We start from the raw sequence: 20,433 nt of genomic DNA, 5'->3' as shown, positions 1-20,433 counted from the left end.
CTCCGGCCTACAAGCCGTGACGTTTGATCTTGCGCCACAGGGAGGCCCGGTCGATGCCCAGCAGCTTGGCGGCAAGGGTGCGATTGTCCGCCGCATGCTCCAGGGTCCACCGGATCTGCTCCCGCTCGCACTCTTCCAGGGTCATGGGCTGCCTGTCTCCCGCCCGGCTGACATGCATCGATACTTCGCGCAGCTCCGGCGAGAGATGCGCCGGACGGATCTCATCGCCGTTGCAGAAGACCACGGCCCGCTCGATGACGTTCTGCAGCTCGCGGACATTGCCCGGAAAGGCGTAACGGCCGAGGATCTCCATGACCTCGTCGGAGATGCCCGGCGCGGGGCGCTCGGTCTCCCGGCTGGCCTTCTCCGCGAAATAGCGCGCCAGCAGGGGCAGATCCTCGCGCCGCTGCACCAGCGGCGGCATGTTCAGCACCAGCACGTTCAGGCGAAAATACAGATCCTGACGGAAACGGCCCGTCTCGACCTCGGTCTTCAAATCCTTGTTGGTCGCGGCCACGAGCCGCACGTCCACGGGAATGTCGGCGGTGCCGCCCACCCGGCGGATGCATCGCTCCTGCACGGCGCGCAGGAGCTTGACCTGCATGGCCAGCGACATTTCCCCCACCTCGTCGAGAAAAAGCGTGCCGCCCTCGGCCGCCTCGAAAAGGCCCTTCTTCTGCCGCGTGGCTCCGGAAAAAGCGCCCTGTTCATGTCCGAAAAGCTCGCTTTCGAGCAACTCCTCGTTGAACGCGCCGCAGTTGATGGCCAGAAAGCGGGCCTCGGAGCGTCGGCTGAAGAGGTGCACCATGCGCGCCGCCACCTCCTTGCCCGTCCCGGTCTCGCCCAGGATCAGCACCGTCACGTCCGAGGGCGCGACCTGGGCGATGGTCCGTTTCAGTTCAACCATGCACGGAGCCGCGCCAAGCATGGGCACGGGCAGGGTCCGCTCGCGCAACTGCTCGCGCAGACGCGCCACCTCCAGCTTGAGCCTGCGCTTTTCCAGCGCCTTGTGCACCAGCAGCCTGGCCTCGTCGATGCGGTACGGCTTGGCCAGATAGTCGTACGCTCCGGCCCGCATGGCCTCCACGGCCGTATCCACCGTGGGATATCCGGTGATGACCACGACCTCGACATCGGGATGACGGGACTTGACCTCCCGCAACAGAGCCAGGCCGTCCATCCCCTCCATCATCAGGTCGGTCAGGACCATGTCGAAGTCCGACTCCCGCAACAGGCCGAGCGCTTCGGTCCCGCCGGAAGCGGTCACGGTGTCGTGCCCTTGCCGCGCCAGCGCCAGCGCCAGATTGTCGCGCGAGATATGCTCGTCATCGACCACCAGAATCCTGGCCTGCGGGGGCGTTGACGGCTCCGGAACGCGGCCGTGGACATCCTGGGCGCTCACGATGCCCCCGAAGTGTCACCGCCGAGGGGCAAGTGCAGGGTGAACGTGGTGCCTTCGCCCATCCGGCTCTCGACGCTGATGGTGCCCCCGTGCTTCTTGATGATGCCGAACACCACCGACAGGCCAAGGCCCGTGCCCGTGTCCTTGAGCGTGAAGAAGGGATCGAAGATGCGGCCCAGATGTTCCGGCGAGATGCCCCCGCCGGTATCGGTCACTTGCAGCACCGCCTCCCCCGACCCGGGGTCGGACCTTGCGGAGAGGGAGATCACTCCGGGGGGGCTTATGGCGTGGATGGCGTTTATCATCAGGTTCAAAAGCACCTCCTGAAAGCGCTGGCTGTCGAGGGGAAGCTTAATGTGATCCGGAATCTCGGTCAGGATGCGCACTCCCGACGGCACTTCGCTTGAAACCAGTGTCACCGCCCGCTGCACGACCGCATGCAGCGGCACGGGCTTGAGACAGAATTCCGTTTCCCGGGCGAATTCGAGAAGCCCTTTGACGATGTCGCGCGAGCGGCTGACTTCCTGATAGATGTTGTCGAGCATCTGCCGGGTCAATGCCTGATCGACGGGCAGGGCCGCCTCCAGGTCTTCCTGCAGGATCTGACAGGAGGTGGAGATGTTGTTGAGCGGATTGTTGAGCTGATGGGCGATGCCCGAGGTCAGGACGCCGAGCGAGGCCAGCTTCTTTTCCTGCAGGAGCTGATTCTGCCTGCGTTCGAGTTCCTCGATCATGTGGTTGAAGGCCTCCACCACGCCCCGCGTTTCATCGCTGGTGTCCGGCAGGGGCAGAGGCTTGAAATTGCCCTGCACGATCTGGCGCGTGGAGTGCTCGATGATGCCGAGCGCGCCGAAAATCCTCCGCCCGACCAGCCAGGAAAAAAATATGGCCACGCCCGTGAAGGCTCCAATAGCCAAGGCCAGCTGATGTTTCAGGGTCCCGACAATGTCCAGAATGCGTTCGCGCTGGTAGAGCACGAACTGCCGCACCACATCGACCAGATCCTTGCCCTGGTCGCGCAGTTCGACGCCCTGGGGATCGTTCTCGTCATTGTTGCTCCCCGGCTGGGTGGCGATGATCGAAAACAGCTCCTTGTAACGGAGCAGGTCATCCCGAAGCTGGACCAGGGTCACCCGTCCCTTCAGGTCGGCGCCGATCAAACCGCCTTCCCGGGGCTCGATGCGTTCGATGATGGACAGGGCCTTGTCGCAGTAGCGCAGGGTTTCAAGGTAATCCTCTTCCAGCGCGTAAAGCAGGTAGTTCTTCTCGTACCGGCGGATTTCCAGAATCTCACTGCTCAAATCGTCCACGACCTCGGCCAGGGCAAGGGCGTCCTCGATCTGCAGCAGATACCGGTAGGAGATGGCTCCGAGCACCGAAAACCCAAGCACGGACAAAATCATGCCGAAAAGGACGATGCGCCGGATCTTGCCGCTGGCAAATCGCGAGATCACTCCGTACATGGCTCGCCCTCCTGACTGCTCATGACCACCGCCAGGGCCTGCTCGACCCGCCCCACCAGCACCACCGGAGGCAGGTCCGCGACACTTTCGCGCAGGGCCTCGACATCGGCCGCGTTGGCCTCGGGGAGCACGACCATGGCCGCCCGTCCGCGCAAGGCGGCCAGAATCTTCTCGCGCACCCCGCTGACGGGCAGCACCCGGCCAACCAGGGACAGTTCCCCGGAAAGGGCGACGTCCGAGCGTGCCGGACGCCCCGTCAAAAGGGAGACCAGGGCCACGGCGATGGTCAGCCCGGCTGAAGGACCATCCTTGGCGATGCCCCCGGCCGGGATGTGGATGTGGATGTCGTGCCCCTCGAAAAAATCCGGCTCGACGCCAAGCGTCCCCGCGTTGCTGCGGATGAAGCTGAGCGCGATCTGGGCCGACTCCTTGAGCACGCCGCCAAGGGAGCCGGTCAGGATGAGCTGGCCCGGCCCCCTCATGCGCGTGGCCTCGACAAAGATGATCTCACCGCCCGTTTCCGACCAGACCAGGCCGGTGGCGGTGCCGACCAAACCTCCTGCCTTGGCGTCGTCATGGCGAAACCGCGCAGGTCCGAGCAGGACCGCCGCGCCCTCGCTTCCCACGGGCGCGGCCACGGCCTCGGCCCCTCCGTCCAGACGCAGCCGGGCCAGCTTACGGCACATCCGCGCGATCTCGCGCTCAAGGCCCCGCACTCCGGACTCGTTGGTGTACTCGCGGATGATGCGCACCAGGGCCTCGGGGAGAATCGTGGGATACGGGCTGATCAGACCGTGCCCGCGCAGCTGGCGCGGCAACAGGAAGCGGGTCGCGATGTCGAGCTTTTCGCCCTCGGAGTATCCCGAGAACTGCACCACCTCCAGCCGGTCCAGAAGCGGCCCGGCCAGGCGCTCGACCCCGTTGGCTGTGGCGATGAAGAGCACCTCGGACAGATCGAAGGGCATCTCCAGGTAGCGGTCCACGTAGCGCGCGTTCTGTTCCGGATCCAGGATTTCGAGCATGGCCATGGCCGGATCGCCTTTCACGTCCTGGCCGATCTTGTCCATCTCATCGAGCATGAAGACCGGATTGCGCACGCCCACGCTCTTCAAAGCCTGGATGATGCGCCCGGGCATGGCCCCGACATAGGTCCGACGGTGTCCGCGCAGCTCGGCCTCGTCGCGCAGATCGGCCAGGGACATGCGATAGAAGCGCCGTCCGAGGGCTTCGGCGATGGCCTTTCCGACCGAGGTCTTGCCCACGCCCGGAGGTCCGACAAAGCACAGGATCGGCGAACGATTGGAATAGCGGTGCGTGCGAGAGAGCAGCGCCGAACGCACCGCCTCCCGCAATTCGTTGAGATCTATGGGTTTTGAGAGATAATGCACGGCCCCGGTCTTTAAGGCCTGCACAGCGGTGTCCACCGTGGCGTATCCCGTGACCAGAATGAATTTCGTCTCCGGAGCCACGGCCCTGGCCGCCTCAAGGAGCTGCATGCCGTCCATGCGGTCCATCTTCAGGTCCGTGACGATGCAATCGAACTCCTGACGGGCAAGAAGGGCCATAGCCTCTTCGCCGTTGGCCGCGACCTCCACCGCATACCCTTCCCGCGCCAGCACATGGCGCAGGTTGGAGCGGGCAATGGGCTCGTCGTCGACGATGAGCAGCGAGGCCTGCCGTTTGGAATGCAGCACTCTCGACGCCAGATGCTCAAGCACACGCTCCCGGACCTGCCCCAGACCCGCATGGCTTCCGTCGAAGACTTCCGCGGCCTGCGCCAGGTCCAGATTGTCCTGGGTCACGGCGTTCCACGGCAACGAAAGAAGGGTCTCCACATAATTGAGCCCGATGGAGTATTCCGCCACCGCCGCATCGGTCTTCTCCATGCGGCTGATTTCGGATTCGACGGCGACGCCCACGGCCTCGGGCAGCTCCGCCTGTCGACATTTCTCCCGTAATCCCGTCGGGTCCGCCGGTTGTACCGGAGCTTCAAGTTCCTGTTTGCGAAAAAACATCATCCCATCCCCTGTGCCCAGTCCGCTTCATTTCAGCTCTTTGTTGCAGATTGCAACAGCGCTGCAAACTGCACCAACCCCGGCAACTGGACCTTGTTATGGTTTTCACGATCAGGCGCTGCAATATGCAACACTGCACGAAATCCAACCCCGCATCCACTTCAAATTAAAATCAACAATTACAGACGCCTAGAAAAAAAGCAAACATGGCACGAGCCTTGTTTAGGCTGTCGCAACACATTTAACACGAGGTTAGCAAAATGAGCACCATCCGTGAAACCATCGAAACGAACTATGCGGCCACAGCATTTGCGGAACGCAACCTGAGCGAAGAAGCCAAACTCCTGCTCAAAGGAGATGGGCCACAGCCCAAGGCTCGGGCCGAAGCGGCCAAGAACGCCGAAAAACGCCCCCGCACGACCTTGCAGGCACGCTAGGCCATCACAGCAACGATCAGGAGCACACACATGCCGCGCAATTGGTTACGAAATTCGATGCAGACAGGCGCCCCGTCACTGCGCAGGGCGAGGTCCGTTCAGGACCGCCTGGCGGATTACAGCGAGGCGGTCGCCCTGGCCGAGGCCGGAGAGCAGATGCTCGCCGCCGATGTGGTCACTCCGCCGGCGACCGGCCGCAGACGCATTCTGGTCATCGGGCATGGCTGCTCCTTTTCCCCTCGCCTACGGGAATACGCCTTGAGCGTGGCCGAAAGGATGGGGAGCGATCTTTTGCTCCTGAGCATCGGCATGCGTAGCGCCGACCAGAAATGGCGGGATTCCTTTACGCAAATGTCCTCCCAGGCAGCCTCCTCCTGGTCCGAAAGCGCGGCGCGGATGAACCTGCACGTCGCTCACGAAGTCAGATTCGGCGGCATCGAAGAGGCTGTCAGTGAACTCGTGCGCGCCTGCGGAAGAATCGAGTTCATCCTGAGCGAACCCGAGGAAGGCGAACAGGTCGTCGGCCAGACCGGGCTGGCCCTGTTCACGGTAAAATGATGCGGACTCACACCTGCGATCTCATCCCCGCTCCCACGCAAATCCGGAGCACTTCCGCCAAGGACCGCACCTTGACGGCGAAGGAGGCAAAATGGGCACCCTTGTACTGAGAATGGTTCCATTTTTCGGCTGGATCAAAACGTATTCCACCGAAAATCTCAAAATGGACTTCATGGCCGGCCTGACCGTGGCCCTGGTGCTCATTCCACAGAGCATGGCCTACGCCCAGCTCGCCGGACTGCCTCCGTACTACGGACTCTACGCGTCCTTCCTGCCGCCGCTCGTCGCCGCGCTGTTCGGCTCCAGCCGTCAGCTCTCCACGGGACCGGTGGCCGTGGTCTCGCTCATGACCGCCGCCAGCCTCGAACCCCTGGCCACGGCGGGCAGCGAAAGCTACATCGCCTACGCCGTGCTGCTGGCCCTGGCTGTGGGCATCTTCCAGCTGTCCCTCGGCGTTTTGCGGCTGGGCCTGGTCGTCAACTTCCTCTCCCATCCCGTGGTGGCCGGCTTCACCAATGCGGCGGCCATCATCATCGCCACCAGCCAGCTCTCCAAGATGTTCGGCGTGTCCGTTGACAGCGCCGAACATCACTACCAGACAATCATCAATGTCGCGCAGGCGGCCATGCATTACACGCACTGGCCGACATTGGCCCTCGGTGTCTTTGCCTTTGCGCTCATGTATCTGCTGAAGCGCGTAACTCCGCGCGTCCCCAACGTGCTGGTGGCCGTGGCCCTGACCACCGTCTTCGCCTGGGGCACCGGCTTCGAGCACAACACCACGATCGGCGTCGCATCCCTGGCCGCGCCCCAGGCGAATGAGGCCATCGACGCCTACAACGCGGCCATGCAGGCCCAAATCGATCTGGCCGCCAAGCGCACGGCCCTGACGGTGGCCATGGAAGAAGCCGAAAAACACAACGAACGCTTCGCCATGGTTGACGGAGAACATGAACTGCGCCGCCTGGCTCTGGAAATGGACATCGCCAAAAACCAGGCCAAAAACATAAAGGCCTCGCTGCGCGGCATGCTTTTCCAGGGCGTGCCCGGAGCCAACGGCGGCATGAAATTCTATCCCGAAGGCAGCCCCCTGCCCTCGGGGACGGTAAACGACGGCCGGACGTGGCGCATTGGCGTCGGCAATGCGCCTCTTGATCCCATGGCCATGACCATGATCGGCGGCGGATCCGTGGTTGGCGCGGTGCCCGGCGGTCTGCCCGCCCTGAGCGTCCCGCATTTCGATCTCGGGGTCATGCTCAGGCTCCTCCCGAACGCCGCCATCATCGCCCTGCTCGGATTCATGGAAGCCATATCCATCGCCAAGGCCATGGCCGCGAAAACCGGCCAGAGTCTGGACCCGAATCAGGAACTCATCGGCCAGGGGCTCGCCAATATTGTGGGCGCTTTCGGCAGAAGCTATCCCGTTTCCGGGTCCTTCTCCCGCTCCGCCGTCAATCTGCAGGCCGGAGCCCTGACCGGGTTCGCGAGCGTGTTCACCAGCGCGTTCGTGCTCGCGGCGCTGCTCTTCTTCACGCCGCTGCTCCACCACCTGCCGCAGTGCACATTGGCCGCGGTGATCATGATGGCCGTCATCGGGCTCATCCAGCCTGCGGGCTTCCTGCACTCATGGAAGGTCGCAAAATACGACGGCGCCATTTCCATCATCACCTTTCTGGCCACCCTGGCCTTCGCGCCGCACCTGGACAAGGGCATCATGATCGGCGTTATCCTGTCCCTTGGCGTATTCCTGTACCGCAACATGCGCCCCTCGGTCAGTTCCCTGGCTCGAACCGAGCAAGGGGAACTGCGCGACGCGACCCGCTTCGGACTGGACCTGTGCACGCACGTGGACATGGTCCGCTTCAACGGGCCCCTGTTTTTCGCCAACGCCAGCTTCCTGGACGAGGCCATCACCAAGCGTCTGCTTTCCAAGAAGCGTCTCAAGCACATCGTGCTGGTGGCCAAGGGCATCAACGACATGGATGCCTCTGGTGAAGAAGCGCTGAGCCTGGTCGTCGAGCGCTGCCGAAGCCGGGGAGTGGATATTTCCCTGGCGGGAGTCAACGACACGGTCATGGCCATCATGGACCGCAGCGGGCTCTTGGACAAGATCGGCCGGGACCACATCTACACCAACATGGAAAAGGCGCTGTGCACGGTCCACGCCGGGGCTCATCGCGGCAGCGATGAAGCACGGTGTCCCTTGACCACGGCCTGTCAACTCCCCTCGCGGCCGTCGGCGCGGCAGTCACGTGCCCACGCGTATGCAGCGGGAGGGACTTCCCTTAATGGACGACCGTAGGATTCCCCTCACAAAACACCCGCTGCAAGCGGTAAACAACAACATGGAGAATACAATGGCCACATCTCAATCGGACAAAAAACCTATCGGACGTACCATCCTCTTCGGCACGCTTACCGCAGCCTTTTACACGGGCTTCTTCACCTTCGGAGACAACATCGCAGCGCACTTCGCCCAGGGATCCTTCTGGGCCGCGGGCCCCATCGCCACGGTTTTTGCCGTGTCATACCTGCATGGCGAGTTCGCGAGCAACCTGTGGTCCGTTCTCGGCATTTCCGCCATACGCAAGGATGCCAGAAAGACCGTCGAAGCCACCAAGCGCCCGGCCCAGCGCCCCGTTCTCAACGCCTGAACCAACGCATTGCAGGAGACACAACAATGGATATCTTGAGTCTTGACGCTACCAAATTCATCGATCTGAGCGCAATGGCGATCATTTTTCTGTTCCTGGTCGGCTTCATCGGAGGCCTGGTCAGCGGCTTCATCGGTTCCGGCGGAGCCTTCGTGCTCACTCCCGGCATGATGAGCCTCGGCGTGCCCGGCACGGTGGCGGTGGCCAGCAACATGTGCCACAAATTCCCTAAAGCCCTGGTCGGAGCGATCAAGCGCTTCCGTTACGGGCAGGTCGACGTGAAAATGGGCCTGATCATGGCCGCCTCGGCCGGCATCGGCGTCCAGTTCGGCATCCAGATCCAGCGCATCATCCTCGATATGTGGGGAGCTGCCGGTTCTGACCTCTATGTCAGCCTGTCGTTCGTCTTTGTCCTCGTTTTTGTCGGCGGATACGTCATGAAGGACGCCATCAAGTGCGCCCGTTGCGGCGGCGTCGAGGAAACGACCGCTCTGGCCAAGCGACTGCAAAAGATCGAGCTGTGGCCCATGATCAACTTCCCCCGCTCGGGCCTGCGCATCTCCCTGTGGTTCACCCTGCCCGTGGGCTTCGCCACCGGCATGCTTGCCGCGACCATCGCCGTCGGCGGATTCGTGGGCGTGCCCGGCATGATCTATGTCATCGGCGTACCCGGCCTCATGGCCTCGGCCACGGAACTGGTCATCGCCTTCGCCATGGGTCTGGGCGGCTCCATCAACTGGGCCATGCACGGCATGGTCGACATCCGCCTCGTGCTCATCATTCTCGGCGGCTCGCTGCTTGGCGTTCAGCTCGGCGCCATCGGCACCACCTATGTCCGCCCGCACATGATCAAGATGGTCATGGCCACGATCATGCTCATCGTCGCGGTCAGCAGGGGCCTGGCCTTGCCCACGTATCTCGTGAAGCTTGGAGTCATGAACATGGGGCCGAACACGCTGAACCTTCTGGACAAGGTCAGCTTCGCCTCCATGTGTCTGGCTCTGCTGATCGGCTCCGGCATCATCCTCGGCAGCATGTGGATTGGCCGCAGGGCACAGCTGGCGGAAGCCGCATAACACAGGCTCCGGCTCTCCAAAACACATTCCGAAACGACGAAACCCCGCAGTGCGGGGTTTCGTCGTTTCGCGCTGAGTCAGGAATGCTCGGCGGCACATTAAAGAGGGGGCGGGGTCGGAACCAACAGGCTTTTCTTTAAACCCGGACGCTCGAAGGCCAAACACTTTGTCACGATCCTGTCACAATCGCCTCAACATCCTGTAACAAACCCCCTCTAGAAAGACCTCCAGCGCAACAACGCAACCCTGAATTTGAAACATAGCCAAGGAGGCACCCTCATGAACCGTTTTCTGAACAAAGCAATCTTCGTCCTGGCCCTGCTGCTGGTCGGCACCGGCATGGCACATGCCCGCGATCAGGTTAAAATTGCCGGATCGTCCACAGTTTTCCCCTTCTCCAGCTACGTAGCTGAAGAACTGGGTGCAACCACCAAATTTCCCGCACCTGTGGTCGAATCCGTTGGTTCCGGCGGAGGCCACAAGCTTTTTGGCGCCGGCATGGGTGCAAACACCCCCGACATCGCCAACTCTTCGCGCCGCATGAAGACCAGTGAATTCGAAAATGCCGCCAAAAACGGCGTGACCGACATCTCGGAGGCCAAGATCGGCTTTGACGGCATCGCCGTCGCTCAGAGCAAGGTCAACGCTCCCATGAGCATCACCCTTGAAGAACTGGCCATGGCTACTGCCGGCCACATCATGGTCGACGGCAAGCTCGTCCCGAACCCCTACAAGATGTGGAACGAGATCAACCCCAATCTTCCCGCCCGCAAGATCGTCTTCTACGGCCCGCCCACCTCTTCCGGCACCCGTGACGCCTTCGAAGAAATGGTCGTAGAAAAGATCTTCGGCAAGAAGGAAGGCTACAAGAAAGGCTACCACGAGATTCGTCAGGACAACGCTTACGTTCCCGCCGGTGAGAACGACAACCTGATCGTGCAGAAGCTGGTCAATGACAAGGACGCCTTCGGCATCTTCGGCTACAGCTTCCTGGAAGAAAACTCCGACTCCATCCAGGGCACCGCCATCAACGGCGTGACTCCGAATCCCGATTCCGTCGCTTCCGGTCAGTACCCCATCTCCCGCTCCCTGTTCTTCTACGTCAAGAACGCCCACTACGACGCCATCCCCGGCCTGAAGGAATACGTGGAACTGTTCATGAGCGAGAAGATGATCGGCAAGGACGGCCTGCTGAAGTCCATCGGCCTCATTCCGCTGCCCGAGGCAGAGCGTGCCCAGACTCGCGAGAACGTGCTTGCCAAGAAGAAGCTGACCCTCGACGACCTGAAGAAATAGTCAAGAAAGAAAAACCTGCACAGGGCCGAACCGCCAGCTTGCGGATCGGCCCTTTGCCGCGCCCGACAACATGCGAGGAACCTCGTGACCACAACCTACCTGGCCCAATATCTTTTTGCCGGTCTTCTGCCATTGGCGCTTTTCGGTTATTTCCTTGGCCGCAGGAAAATTCGCGCGCAACAGGACCCAAACGCCAGATACAAGGCATCGGAAAATCTGTTTGGATGGTATGCCGTCAGCAAGATGCTCATGCCCGCTGTCCTGATCAGCGTGATAGGCTCCATTCTCGACCTCTTCGACCTCGTCGAGGTACCCTGGACCATGCTCGCGGCCGCGATCCTGATCCTTGGCGCAGGCAGCATCTGGCTCGCGCTCAAGGCCATCCGACCGAGTCTGCGGGTCCGCACGGCACTGGAAAAGACCATTACCAGCATTCTGCTGGTAGCGTCGCTCATATCCATCCTGACGACCATCGGCATCGTCATGTCCATCATCTTCGAGGCGGTTCATTTTTTTCGCATCGTCAACTTCTGGGACTTCCTGACTGGAACGACCTGGAACCCCGACGCGGCGACCATTGACGACGATGGCAACATTCAGCCCCTCTTCGGATCGGTCCCCCTTTTCGCGGGCACGTTCATGATCACGGCCATCGCCATGTGCGTGGCCATCCCCGTGGGCCTGATGTCGGCCATCTGCATGTCCGAGTACGCGTCCCTCGCGGTCAGAAGGGTGGCCAAGCCCGCCCTTGAAATCCTGGCCGGCATCCCCACCGTCGTGTACGGATTTTTCGCGGCCATAACGGTCAGTCCGCTGATCGTGAATCTGGCCGACAAGGTGGGCATAAGCGCCGACTACACCAACGCGCTGAGCCCCGGTCTGGTCATGGGCATCATGATCATTCCCCTTGTCTCCTCCCTGTCCGACGACGTGATCAGTTCCGTGCCACAGAGTCTGCGCGAAGGCTCCCTTGCCCTTGGGGCCTATCCTTCCGAGACCATCAAGCGGGTCGTCCTGCCCGCCGCGCTGCCGGGCATTGTCTCGGCCTGTCTCTTGGCCGTGTCGCGCGCCGTCGGGGAAACCATGATCGTGGTCATGGCCGCCGGCCTGCAGCCGAACCTGACCTGGAACCCGCTGGAGGGAATGACCACGGTCAACGTGCGCATCGTCGATGCCCTGACCGGGGACCAGTCCTTTGACAGCCCCGAGACGCTGGCCGCATTCGGCCTCGGCCTGGTACTTTTGGTCCTGACCCTGTGCTTGAACATCGTCTCCCTGACAGTCATTCGAAAGTTCCGCCAAAGATACGAATAGGAGCCTCACGTGAGCATGCCCATCGACCCGCGCAGCCTGCGCAAACGCAAAAACTCGGAGAGCCAGTTCAAGGTCATCTCCTTCATGGCCATTTCCGTTGCCGGAATCTTTCTGGTCGTCTTCTTCGCGGACATCATCCGTCAGGGCTACACGGCCTTCATGCAGACCGAAATCCGGGCCAATGTCGCCTTTTCAGAGTCGATCTACGACAACCCCAGATCCGCCCTGGACAAAAGGCTCGTCCCGCTGGTCAGTCGCGGGGTGACCCGCATTCTGCCCATGCAGCTGCGTGAAAACCCGCAACTGCTGGGCACGACCTCCGAAGTCTGGGTGTTGGCCAACGCCGAGGTGGACCAATACATCAAGAACAAGCCCAACCGGCTGAAACCCAAGGAAATCGCCCTGGTGGACGAACTTGTGGCCGAGGGCTCGATCAAGAAGGTCTTCAACATCGGCTTCTTCACCAACGGAGACTCCAAGCTGGCGGAAATGGCGGGCATTCTGTCCGCGGCCGTGGGGACGATCTATCTTTTGGGCATCACCTTTATCTTCAGCTTCCCGGCGGGAGTCATGGCCGCCATCTACCTGGAAGAATTCGCTCCGGACAATCGGCTGATGCATATCGTCGAAGTCAACATCAACAACCTGGCGGCCATCCCGTCCATCCTTTTCGGCCTTCTGGGCCTGGCGATCTTCATCAATTTCATGGGGCTGCCCCGCTCATCCGCCCTGGTGGGCGGCCTGACCCTTGCCCTCATGACCCTGCCGGTCATCATCATCTCCACCCGTGCGGCCATCCGGGCCATCCCGGACTCCATCCGCGAGGGAGCCCTGGCCCTTGGCGCGACGCACTGGCAGGTGGTCTGGGACCACATCCTGCCGCTGTCCCTGCCTGGCATCCTGACCGGAACGATCATCGGCCTGGCCCGCGCCATCGGCGAGACCGCGCCGCTTCTGATCATCGGCATGGTCGCCTACATCCAGGACATGCCGCGCGGCCTGACCAGCGCGGCCACCGTGCTCCCGGCCCAGATCTATGTGTGGTCATCGGAATCGATACGAGCCTTCACCGAGCGCACCTCCGCGGGCATCATCGTCCTCTTGGTCGTCCTTTTGTCCATGAACGCCCTGGCCATCCTGCTGCGCAACAAATACGAGCGCAAATGGTAAGGCTTCGCCGCCGAAACGTCACAGGGAAGGACTCCGGTTCTTCCCTTTTTTTTGGCGCGGGCATTCGCGGGCAGGCCACGAAATAGAAGGCACCCCCGGCGAATCGGCGGCGTTGCCACGGCCAGGGCTTTGGGATAGCCAGCGCGGGTCATGGAGGTCAAAAATGACAACTCTTCCCGAAGACAAAGAGGTCCGGGGCCAGGTCTATCTCTGCCAGACCGGAACGTGCGTGTCCTGCGGCAGCTGCTGCGGGCTCTACAACATGGCGGACCTGTCCCGTGAACGGCTGCACGCCATCCTCTGCGCGCGGACGAACTCCTTCGCCTCTGTCCCGCGCACCATCGACGGCCTCCTCGCCTTTGAGCAGGAACGCTTACGCATCGAAGGGGCTTCCGCGCCCACCAGGGATTTTCATCACTGCGTCTTTGTCGGCCTGATCCGCGACGAGGGCGAACGCGTGGGCTGCCTGCTGCATCCCCTGGCTCTCGGGAACGGCGGTATTGATTGGCGCGGGCTGAGCTTTTACGGCGGCGCGGCCTGCAAGTACTTCTTCTGCCCAAGTTATGACGAGCTTGAATCCAGAATCAAGCGCCTGGCGCGCGAGGTGCTGGATGACTGGTATGAATACGGCCTGATCATTCCGGAACATCGCTTTCTGGCCGCGATGGTGGGCGCCGTTGAAAGCCGCCTGGGCTTTGCCCTGGATGCGGACGCCCTCGCCGAAGACGGGAAAAGGGCCCTGGCTGATCTGCTGCGGCTCAAATTGAACTGGCCATTTCGCGACGAGAAAACGCCTCTGGCCTGGAATTTTTTCAGCACGAAAGACACCTCGCGCCCGGTCCTGATCACAAGCACGCACGTTCAAGACCCGCAACTCCTCGCGATCATGCACGAACTGGACACCCGCCCCGAGCACGCCGCCCACGCTCAAAAATCATTGCTCGAACACCTCGAACGGGCGGCCAGGATACTGCGCGCCAAATGAAAGGACCGGCGCTTGGGCCGGTCCTGGGGGTGAGCTTTAGCGAACAGTCCGCCAAGGTCTTTTCAATCGACGTGAATGTCGATGGCCTTGGGGCTCGCCTTTGCCGTCTTGGGCAGATGCAGATGCAGCATGCCTTCCTTGAACACCGCCTTGATGCCTTCCGGGTCGACATTCTCAGGCACGGTGAAACGGCGCATGAAGGTTCCGGTGAATCGTTCCACACGGTGGAACTTCTTGTCCTTCTCCTCCTTCTCTGTCTTGCGCTCACCCTGAATGGTCAACACTCCGTTCTCCAGCGACACCTTGACATGGTCCTTCTCCACGCCGGGAATATCGGCCTTGATCAAAAACTCCGTTTCGGTCTCGGCAATATCCACCCGCGGGGTCCAGTCACTCGACGCAAGGGCCTCCTGCCCTCCGCGCGGCCAACCTACGGCCTTGGTGTACCGATCGAACATGTCCTCAACTTCCCGCCAGGGATCCCATTTCATCAGTGTCATGGCCAACCTCCTTTCGTGACCAGCTTAATAGAATTTCATACAGCCCGGAACGTTCCCGGGACGTATGAAAAATAAAACTCGGTCGCGGTCAGTCAAGGGCGCATAAGCCCCCGTGGGGCGGGCATTGCCGGGAGGAATCAGCGCTCTGACGGGGATGACGCCGGACAACATGCCAAAATTGCATCGCTATTGCGAGGGCACTCCGGCAAATCCCGGCAGGAAATGAATTTGAAATTTCAGATTTAATATTGTCACGCCTCTGTTCCGGCCAGAAATGCCGCCAGGGCCAGGGCGTAGAATTTGGAGCGCTCGGAATCCCCGCGCGAAGGCACGACCAGAGGATAGCTGGCCCCAACGACAATACCGGCCATGGGCAGGTCCATGAGACTGGTCACGGCCTTGTAGAGCACATTGCCGGTGACGATGTTGGGCGAGCAGAGAATGTCCGCGCGGCCGGCGGCGGGATGGTCCACGCCCTTGGCCTGGGCCTTTTCCCGCGACACCGCGATGTCGAGCGCGAAAGGCCCGCCGACGACGGCGTCGCCGAAGATGCCCATGCGGCAGAGCTTGGCCAGGATGTCCGCATCCTTGCTGGAGACCATGTCGTTGTAGGATACCTTTTCCGTGGCCGAGAGCACGGCCACCCGGGGCGGCTCCATGCCCAGCTTCTTGGCCACGGCCACGGCGTTGTTGATGATGTCGATCTTGCGCGTCAGCGACGGCGCGATGTTCACGCCTGCGTCGGTGACGATGAGCAAACGCTCCTCTCGCGGATGCGGAAAGACCCCGATGTGGCTGAGCAATCCGGCGCTGCCGCGCTTGCGACCGAGCACGGCGCGCAGCAGCACGTCGGTCTTGACCCCGCCCTTCATCAGAAACTGGGCGCGCCCCTCGTGCAGCAGATCAAGGCTGGCCGCCAGGGCCGCCTTGTCGTCGGGCTCGTGCACGCATTCAAAGGCGTCGAAATTCTCCCCGGTCAGCTCCGGCAGGCCGCGCATGCGTTCCACGTCGCCGACAAAAACGGGCTCGGCCAGCCCCTGCCGCGAGGCCTCAAGCCCGGCCAGGACGGCGTTGGGTTCGGCGCAGGCGGCGATGACCACGCGCACGGGCGTTTGGCGGGAGCGGACCAGCTCCACCATTCGTTCCAGGGATTGCACGGGCGCTACGGGGGCCGCCATCAGCCGTCACCCCGCGACAGCGCGATGAGCCCGGTGCGGCTCAGGGACTGGATGCCGTGCGGGGCCAGGGTGCGGATCAGCCCCGCGACCTTGCCCTGGGGCGCGGAAAGCTCAGCGGAGATGGTTTCGTTGCCCATGTCGATGACGTTGGCCCGAAAAACCTCGAAAATCTGCAGAATCCGGCTGACCGTGTCCTTGGTGATGCGTACTTTGATCATGACCAGTTCGCGGTCCATGAGATCCTGCCCCGCAAGGTCCTCCAGGCGCATGACAAATTCCAGGGACTCGATTTCGTCGGTCACGGCCCTGATTTTCCCCTCGTCGGGCTCGACGCAGATGATCATGCGCGACACGTCCTCGCGCTCGGTCTCCCCGCAGGAGATGGAACGGATGTTGATGTCGTGGCGCTGGAAGACCTGGGCCATGGCGGCCAGGACGCCGGGCTTGTTCTGGACCAGGGCGGAGATGGTGTGGCGCATGAGCGGCTCCTTGATTGGGGATGGTGCGGTACCGGAAAGAGTATGTCAGGGCCCGGGTTCCGAAGCAAGGTGATACAGGCATCACTGCCCTGGACCGGAGGCTGAAAGACGAAAAGGCATGCATCCCCGCCTTCGCGGGGATGACCTTGCCCAAAAACGCACCGACCTCGCGCATGAGCATGGATCCCCGCCTGCGCGGGGATGACACTGTAGCGGGGCACAGGCCCTTGCAATAACACACAAAGATTCAACAAAACATCCGCTTAACGCCCGCGAAGGTTGTGCACCATGCCTTGCAGGCCCCTGTAACGCCACGCAGAACTTCGGCACAGTATCCGTGTCATTCCCGCGCAGGCGGGAATCCATGCCTTTTGCCCCTCTTCTCCGCCCGAAATCAGGCGTTCCAGTCCAGGATGACCTTGCCGGATTTGCCCGAGCGCATGACGTCGAAGCCCTTCTGGAAGTCCTCGGCCGCGAAGCTGTGGGTGATGACCGGGCTCATGTCCAATCCACTCTGCAGCATGGCCGTCATCTTGTACCAGGTTTCGAACATTTCGCGGCCGTAGATGCCCTTGAGCTTCAGGCCCTTGAACACGACCTGTCCCCAGTCGATGGCCGTGTCCTCAGGCATGATGCCGAGCAGGGCGATGTGCCCGCCGTGGTTCATCTGCGCGAGCATCTCACGGAAGGCGTGGGGGTTTCCGGACATCTCAAGGCCCACGTCGAAGCCTTCGGACATGTGCAGGTCGGCCATGGTCTCGGCCAGGGACTCGCTGCCGACGTTGACGGCGCGGCTGACGCCCATCTTGCGGGCCAGGTCCAGGCGGTAGTCGTTGACGTCGGTGATGACCACGTGGCGGGCTCCGCAGAAACGGGCTATCCCCGCGGCCATGATACCGATGGGGCCGGCTCCGGTGATGAGCACGTCCTCGCCGACCAGATCGAAGGACAGGGCGGTGTGCGTGGCGTTGCCAAGCGGGTCGAGCATGGCGGCCACGTCGCCGGAGATGGTGTCGGGGATCTTGAAGGCGTTGACGGCCGGAACGCAGACGTACTCGGCGAAGCAACCCGGACGATTGACTCCCACGCCGATGGCGTTGCGGCACAGATGGCGCTTGCCAGCCTTGCAGTTGCGGCAGTGGCCGCAGGTGATATGCCCTTCGGCGGAAACCCGATCGCCGACTTTGAGCCCGCGCACCTCGGAGCCCATGGCCACGATGCGCCCCACGAACTCATGCCCGACGGCCATGGGCACGGGAATGGTCTTGGCCGCCCAGGCGTCCCAGTTGTAGATGTGGATGTCGGTGCCGCAGATGGCGGTCTTGCCGACCTTGATCAGAATATCGTTATGGCCGACCTCGGGCACGGGGATCTCTTCCATCCAGATCCCGACTTCGGCCTTGGCCTTTACCAGCGCTTTCATTTTTTCCATTTTATAATCCTCGTGTGTTCTGAAATTTTATGCGCAATGTTTTACAAATCTTGAAGATGGATTCCCGCCTGCGCGGGAATGACGCCGTTTTAAAGTCGGAACGCTCCGGAAACTTCATGTCAGATGGATTCCCGCCTGCGCGGGAATGACACCGGGACAACGCCCTCGTGACGCCGCAAATGCCCCACTGCTTCATTGACAGACAACCATACTTTCATGCCTTTTTGGTCAGCGCTCAAGGCTTTGCGGGTTGGCGGGACGGCGGGGCGTCGACTGTTTGACTGAGCCAGGCATCGTTTGTTGCATTGTCGCCCATCACTCGAAGTAAAAACCTTCGTTCGGCAGCAGCGACAATGCAACTCTACGAGGCCCGCGAAGGAGTTTCGGCGGCCCGCCGTCCCGCCAACCCGCAAAGCCCCTTCCGCCCACCTCCTCACCATCTTAAATCACTCCCAGTTCCTTCCCGACCTTCACAAACGCCGCCACGGCCATCTCCAGCTGTTCCCGCGTATGCGCCGCGCTCATCTGGGTGCGTATCCTGGCTTTCCCTTGGGGCACCACCGGAAAGCTGAATCCGATCACGTAGATGCCCTCTTCGAGCATCCGCGCCGCCATGCGCTGGGCCAGCACCGCATCGCCGAGCATGACCGGAATGATGGGATGCTCGCCCGGAGCCAGGGTGAACCCGGCCTCGGTCATGGCCTCACGGAAATACCGGCTGTTCTCTTCCAGTTTGACGCGCAATCCGGGCTCGTCACGGATCAGGTCCAGCACGGCCAGCGACGTGGCGGCAATGACCGGAGCCAGGGTGTTGGAAAAAAGGTATGGCCTGGAACGCTGCCGCAGCCACTCGACGATCTCCTTGCGGCCCGAGGTGTAGCCGCCGGAAGCTCCGCCCAGGGCCTTGCCCAGGGTGCCGGTGATGATGTCCACCCGGCCCATGACCCCACAGTGTTCATGCGTGCCCCGCCCGTTTTCGCCCATGAAGCCCACGGCGTGGGAGTCATCGACCATGACCAGGGCGTCATGCCTGTCGGCCAGATCGCAGATGGCTTTCAGATCGGCGATATGGCCGTCCATGGAAAAGACGCCGTCGGTGACGATGAGCTTGTACCGGCAATCCGCGGCAGCTTTGAGCTGCGTTTCCAGATCGGCCATGTCGTTGCTGGCGTACCGGAACCTTTTGGCCTTGCACAGCCGCACTCCGTCGATGATGGAGGCATGGTTCAGGGCGTCGCTGATGACGGCATCCTCGGGCCCGAGCAGGGTCTCGAAGAGGCCTCCGTTGGCGTCGAAGCAGGAGCTGTAGAGAATGGTGTCGTCGGTGCCCAGAAATTCGGACAGACGGTCTTCGAGTTCCTTGTGCACGTCCTGGGTGCCGCAGATGAAGCGCACGGAAGAAAGGCCATAACCGTAGCGGTCCAGGGCTTCGTGCGCGGCCGCGACCAGACGCTTGTCACCGGCCAGGCCAAGATAGTTGTTGGCGCAGAAATTGAGCACCTCGCGGCCATCCGCCACGGTGATTCGCGCGCCTTGGGGTGAGGTGATGACCCTTTCGGCCTTGAAAAGCCCACCTTCCCGCAATTCCTCCGTCCGCCGCGCCAGATCTTCCAGTATCCGTTTCATGCCGCCTCCCCGTAGAATTTCGATTTGCGTAATTTTATCGCCATAAAATTTCTTGTCAATGAATGAATTGGCAATATATTGACGAATAAATCAATTGGCAACCGTATTTCGGATCCACCCGCACAGGCTTTGTCTTTGCGGCGAGACTTCGGTATGCGCTCACGCGGGAGCATAAACGTGAACGAAAAAGAAATTACACTGGACCACACGGACCGCCGGATCATCGCGGCCCTGCAGGAAAACGGGCGCGAATCCTACAAGAACATCGCCCAGCGGCTGGGCGTGTCCGACGGCACGGTGCGGCTGCGCACGGAACGGCTGCTCAAAAGCGGCTATCTGCGCGTGTCGGCGTCGGTGAATCCCATGTTTTTCGAGGACGGTCTGACCGCCACCGTGGGAGTCAGCCTTGAGGGGCGGGCCAATGCCCAGATCATGCGCGCCATCGCAAACCTCGACGGCGTGCAGTCCGTGTCCAACGTCTCGGGCCGCTTCGACCTTCTTGTCGAGATCCACGTTGCATCACGCAGCGATCTGCGCCGTTTTCTGGTCGATGACCTGTCGGCCCTTGGCGGCATTCAGAACACCGAGACCTTCCTTTATCTGGAAACCATCAACAAATGGGTGCAGCAGCGCCGGGAAGACACCATATGAGCCACATCCTGCACGGATTCACCGATCCTAAATATTTGGAAGTCCTGATTGCCAAGGCCGAAACCCAGCTTCGCGAGGCGGAAGACGAAGAAGACAGGCAGCGTTTCGCCGCCTATCTGGAAGTCCTTAAGGGATGGAAGGAAAAGATCGGAGCGGGCCAGGAAACCGGCGCGCCCCGCGAAAACGAATCTGAATGA

At 61.7% G+C, this 20,433-nt stretch carries 19 protein-coding genes; 11 read left to right on the top strand and 8 right to left on the bottom strand.

Annotated features, from left to right (window positions below):
* Positions 1 to 7 precede the first annotated feature (7 nt).
* The 3 genes from BMZ40_RS14265 to BMZ40_RS14255 are packed head-to-tail and all read right to left on the bottom strand — an operon-like array spanning position 8 to position 4,883.
* A complete protein-coding gene (locus BMZ40_RS14265) occupies positions 8 to 1,402 on the bottom strand; it encodes a sigma-54-dependent transcriptional regulator (RefSeq protein ID WP_092377165.1) in 1,395 nt (464 codons plus the stop codon).
* Complete coding sequence (locus BMZ40_RS14260) at positions 1,399 to 2,865, bottom strand: sensor histidine kinase (protein WP_092377162.1); 1,467 nt, start codon at positions 2,863 to 2,865, stop codon at positions 1,399 to 1,401. The genes BMZ40_RS14265 and BMZ40_RS14260 overlap by 4 nt, the downstream gene beginning before the upstream one ends.
* A complete protein-coding gene (locus BMZ40_RS14255; RefSeq protein ID WP_177193188.1) occupies positions 2,853 to 4,883 on the bottom strand; it encodes a S16 family serine protease in 2,031 nt (676 codons plus the stop codon). The genes BMZ40_RS14260 and BMZ40_RS14255 overlap by 13 nt, the downstream gene beginning before the upstream one ends.
* A gap of 257 nt (positions 4,884 to 5,140) precedes the next feature.
* On the opposite strand from BMZ40_RS14255, the gene BMZ40_RS19660 reads away from it, so the two are divergent.
* The 9 genes from BMZ40_RS19660 (at position 5,141) to BMZ40_RS14215 (ending at position 14,370) form a co-directional block, all read left to right on the top strand.
* Positions 5,141 to 5,317: a hypothetical protein gene (locus BMZ40_RS19660; protein ID WP_177193187.1), complete on the top strand. Its 177-nt coding sequence runs from the start codon at positions 5,141 to 5,143 to the stop codon at positions 5,315 to 5,317.
* A gap of 30 nt (positions 5,318 to 5,347) precedes the next feature.
* Positions 5,348 to 5,875: a hypothetical protein gene (locus tag BMZ40_RS14250; protein WP_143075650.1), complete on the top strand. Its 528-nt coding sequence runs from the start codon at positions 5,348 to 5,350 to the stop codon at positions 5,873 to 5,875.
* A gap of 91 nt (positions 5,876 to 5,966) precedes the next feature.
* Positions 5,967 to 8,177: a SulP family inorganic anion transporter gene (locus BMZ40_RS14245; RefSeq protein WP_092377156.1), complete on the top strand. Its 2,211-nt coding sequence runs from the start codon at positions 5,967 to 5,969 to the stop codon at positions 8,175 to 8,177.
* A gap of 55 nt (positions 8,178 to 8,232) precedes the next feature.
* Entirely contained in the window at positions 8,233 to 8,529 is a 297-nt protein-coding gene (locus BMZ40_RS14240) for a hypothetical protein (protein ID WP_092377152.1), read from the top strand.
* 26 nt (positions 8,530 to 8,555) lie between these two features.
* On the top strand, positions 8,556 to 9,605 hold the full coding sequence (locus BMZ40_RS14235) for a sulfite exporter TauE/SafE family protein (protein WP_092377149.1): 1,050 nt from the start codon (positions 8,556 to 8,558) through the stop codon (positions 9,603 to 9,605).
* Between the two features lie 279 nt (positions 9,606 to 9,884).
* Complete coding sequence (locus tag BMZ40_RS14230) at positions 9,885 to 10,901, top strand: PstS family phosphate ABC transporter substrate-binding protein (protein ID WP_092377146.1); 1,017 nt, start codon at positions 9,885 to 9,887, stop codon at positions 10,899 to 10,901.
* An 84-nt stretch (positions 10,902 to 10,985) separates the two neighbouring features.
* Positions 10,986 to 12,215, top strand: coding sequence for a phosphate ABC transporter permease subunit PstC (pstC, locus tag BMZ40_RS14225; RefSeq protein ID WP_092377143.1), 1,230 nt, complete (start codon positions 10,986 to 10,988; stop codon positions 12,213 to 12,215).
* 15 nt (positions 12,216 to 12,230) lie between these two features.
* Positions 12,231 to 13,385 (top strand): phosphate ABC transporter permease PstA, encoded by a 1,155-nt coding sequence (pstA, locus tag BMZ40_RS14220; RefSeq protein WP_092377218.1) that lies wholly within the window; start codon positions 12,231 to 12,233, stop codon positions 13,383 to 13,385.
* Positions 13,386 to 13,548: 163 nt separating this feature from the next.
* A complete protein-coding gene (locus BMZ40_RS14215) occupies positions 13,549 to 14,370 on the top strand; it encodes a hypothetical protein (RefSeq protein WP_092377139.1) in 822 nt (273 codons plus the stop codon).
* Between the two features lie 62 nt (positions 14,371 to 14,432).
* Here the strand turns inward: BMZ40_RS14215 and BMZ40_RS14210 are convergent, their stop codons facing one another.
* From BMZ40_RS14210 to BMZ40_RS14185, 5 genes are all read right to left on the bottom strand, one after another.
* Positions 14,433 to 14,870, bottom strand: a complete 438-nt coding sequence (locus BMZ40_RS14210; protein WP_092377135.1) for an Hsp20/alpha crystallin family protein — start codon at positions 14,868 to 14,870, stop codon at positions 14,433 to 14,435.
* Between the two features lie 251 nt (positions 14,871 to 15,121).
* Positions 15,122 to 16,048: a phosphate acyltransferase gene (locus BMZ40_RS14205; RefSeq protein ID WP_092377132.1), complete on the bottom strand. Its 927-nt coding sequence runs from the start codon at positions 16,046 to 16,048 to the stop codon at positions 15,122 to 15,124.
* Positions 16,048 to 16,527: an acetolactate synthase small subunit gene (gene ilvN / locus BMZ40_RS14200; protein WP_092190765.1), complete on the bottom strand. Its 480-nt coding sequence runs from the start codon at positions 16,525 to 16,527 to the stop codon at positions 16,048 to 16,050. Before ilvN ends, BMZ40_RS14205 begins: the two co-directional genes overlap by 1 nt.
* 394 nt (positions 16,528 to 16,921) lie before the next feature.
* A complete protein-coding gene (gene tdh, locus BMZ40_RS14190; protein WP_218143779.1) occupies positions 16,922 to 17,959 on the bottom strand; it encodes an L-threonine 3-dehydrogenase in 1,038 nt (345 codons plus the stop codon).
* 441 nt (positions 17,960 to 18,400) lie between these two features.
* The gene (locus tag BMZ40_RS14185; protein ID WP_092377126.1) at positions 18,401 to 19,585 is read right to left on the bottom strand and encodes a glycine C-acetyltransferase; all 1,185 of its coding nucleotides are present in this window, start codon (positions 19,583 to 19,585) and stop codon (positions 18,401 to 18,403) included.
* 177 nt (positions 19,586 to 19,762) lie between these two features.
* On the opposite strand from BMZ40_RS14185, the gene BMZ40_RS14180 reads away from it, so the two are divergent.
* Together BMZ40_RS14180 and BMZ40_RS14175 are read left to right on the top strand one after the other, a co-directional pair.
* Positions 19,763 to 20,236, top strand: a complete 474-nt coding sequence (locus BMZ40_RS14180; protein ID WP_092190906.1) for an Lrp/AsnC family transcriptional regulator — start codon at positions 19,763 to 19,765, stop codon at positions 20,234 to 20,236.
* Positions 20,233 to 20,433 (top strand): hypothetical protein, encoded by a 201-nt coding sequence (locus BMZ40_RS14175; protein ID WP_092377123.1) that lies wholly within the window; start codon positions 20,233 to 20,235, stop codon positions 20,431 to 20,433. The genes BMZ40_RS14180 and BMZ40_RS14175 overlap by 4 nt, the downstream gene beginning before the upstream one ends.

Source organism: Desulfomicrobium apsheronum, from assembly GCF_900114115.1.
Taxonomy (GTDB): domain Bacteria; phylum Desulfobacterota; class Desulfovibrionia; order Desulfovibrionales; family Desulfomicrobiaceae; genus Desulfomicrobium; species Desulfomicrobium apsheronum.
Note: the sequence above shows the minus strand (reverse complement) of the source record. Positions and strands in the feature narration are given on the sequence as shown.

Excerpts from the sequence above, each read along its gene's own strand:
- BMZ40_RS14210 (WP_092377135.1), bottom strand. The coding sequence starts at position 14,870 with ATGACACTGATGAAATGGGATCCCTGGCGGGAAGTTGAGGACATGTTC.
- tdh (WP_218143779.1), bottom strand. The coding sequence starts at position 17,959 with ATGGAAAAAATGAAAGCGCTGGTAAAGGCCAAGGCCGAAGTCGGGATC.
- BMZ40_RS14260 (WP_092377162.1), bottom strand. The coding sequence starts at position 2,865 with ATGTACGGAGTGATCTCGCGATTTGCCAGCGGCAAGATCCGGCGCATC.
- BMZ40_RS19660 (WP_177193187.1), top strand. The coding sequence starts at position 5,141 with ATGAGCACCATCCGTGAAACCATCGAAACGAACTATGCGGCCACAGCA.
- pstA (WP_092377218.1), top strand. The coding sequence starts at position 12,231 with ATGCCCATCGACCCGCGCAGCCTGCGCAAACGCAAAAACTCGGAGAGC.
- BMZ40_RS14250 (WP_143075650.1), top strand. The coding sequence starts at position 5,348 with ATGCCGCGCAATTGGTTACGAAATTCGATGCAGACAGGCGCCCCGTCA.
- BMZ40_RS14255 (WP_177193188.1), bottom strand. The coding sequence starts at position 4,883 with ATGATGTTTTTTCGCAAACAGGAACTTGAAGCTCCGGTACAACCGGCG.
- BMZ40_RS14205 (WP_092377132.1), bottom strand. The coding sequence starts at position 16,048 with ATGGCGGCCCCCGTAGCGCCCGTGCAATCCCTGGAACGAATGGTGGAG.
- BMZ40_RS14245 (WP_092377156.1), top strand. The coding sequence starts at position 5,967 with ATGGGCACCCTTGTACTGAGAATGGTTCCATTTTTCGGCTGGATCAAA.
- BMZ40_RS14240 (WP_092377152.1), top strand. The coding sequence starts at position 8,233 with ATGGCCACATCTCAATCGGACAAAAAACCTATCGGACGTACCATCCTC.
- BMZ40_RS14215 (WP_092377139.1), top strand. The coding sequence starts at position 13,549 with ATGACAACTCTTCCCGAAGACAAAGAGGTCCGGGGCCAGGTCTATCTC.
- BMZ40_RS14175 (WP_092377123.1), top strand. The coding sequence starts at position 20,233 with ATGAGCCACATCCTGCACGGATTCACCGATCCTAAATATTTGGAAGTC.
- BMZ40_RS14230 (WP_092377146.1), top strand. The coding sequence starts at position 9,885 with ATGAACCGTTTTCTGAACAAAGCAATCTTCGTCCTGGCCCTGCTGCTG.
- ilvN (WP_092190765.1), bottom strand. The coding sequence starts at position 16,527 with ATGCGCCACACCATCTCCGCCCTGGTCCAGAACAAGCCCGGCGTCCTG.
- BMZ40_RS14185 (WP_092377126.1), bottom strand. The coding sequence starts at position 19,585 with ATGAAACGGATACTGGAAGATCTGGCGCGGCGGACGGAGGAATTGCGG.
- BMZ40_RS14235 (WP_092377149.1), top strand. The coding sequence starts at position 8,556 with ATGGATATCTTGAGTCTTGACGCTACCAAATTCATCGATCTGAGCGCA.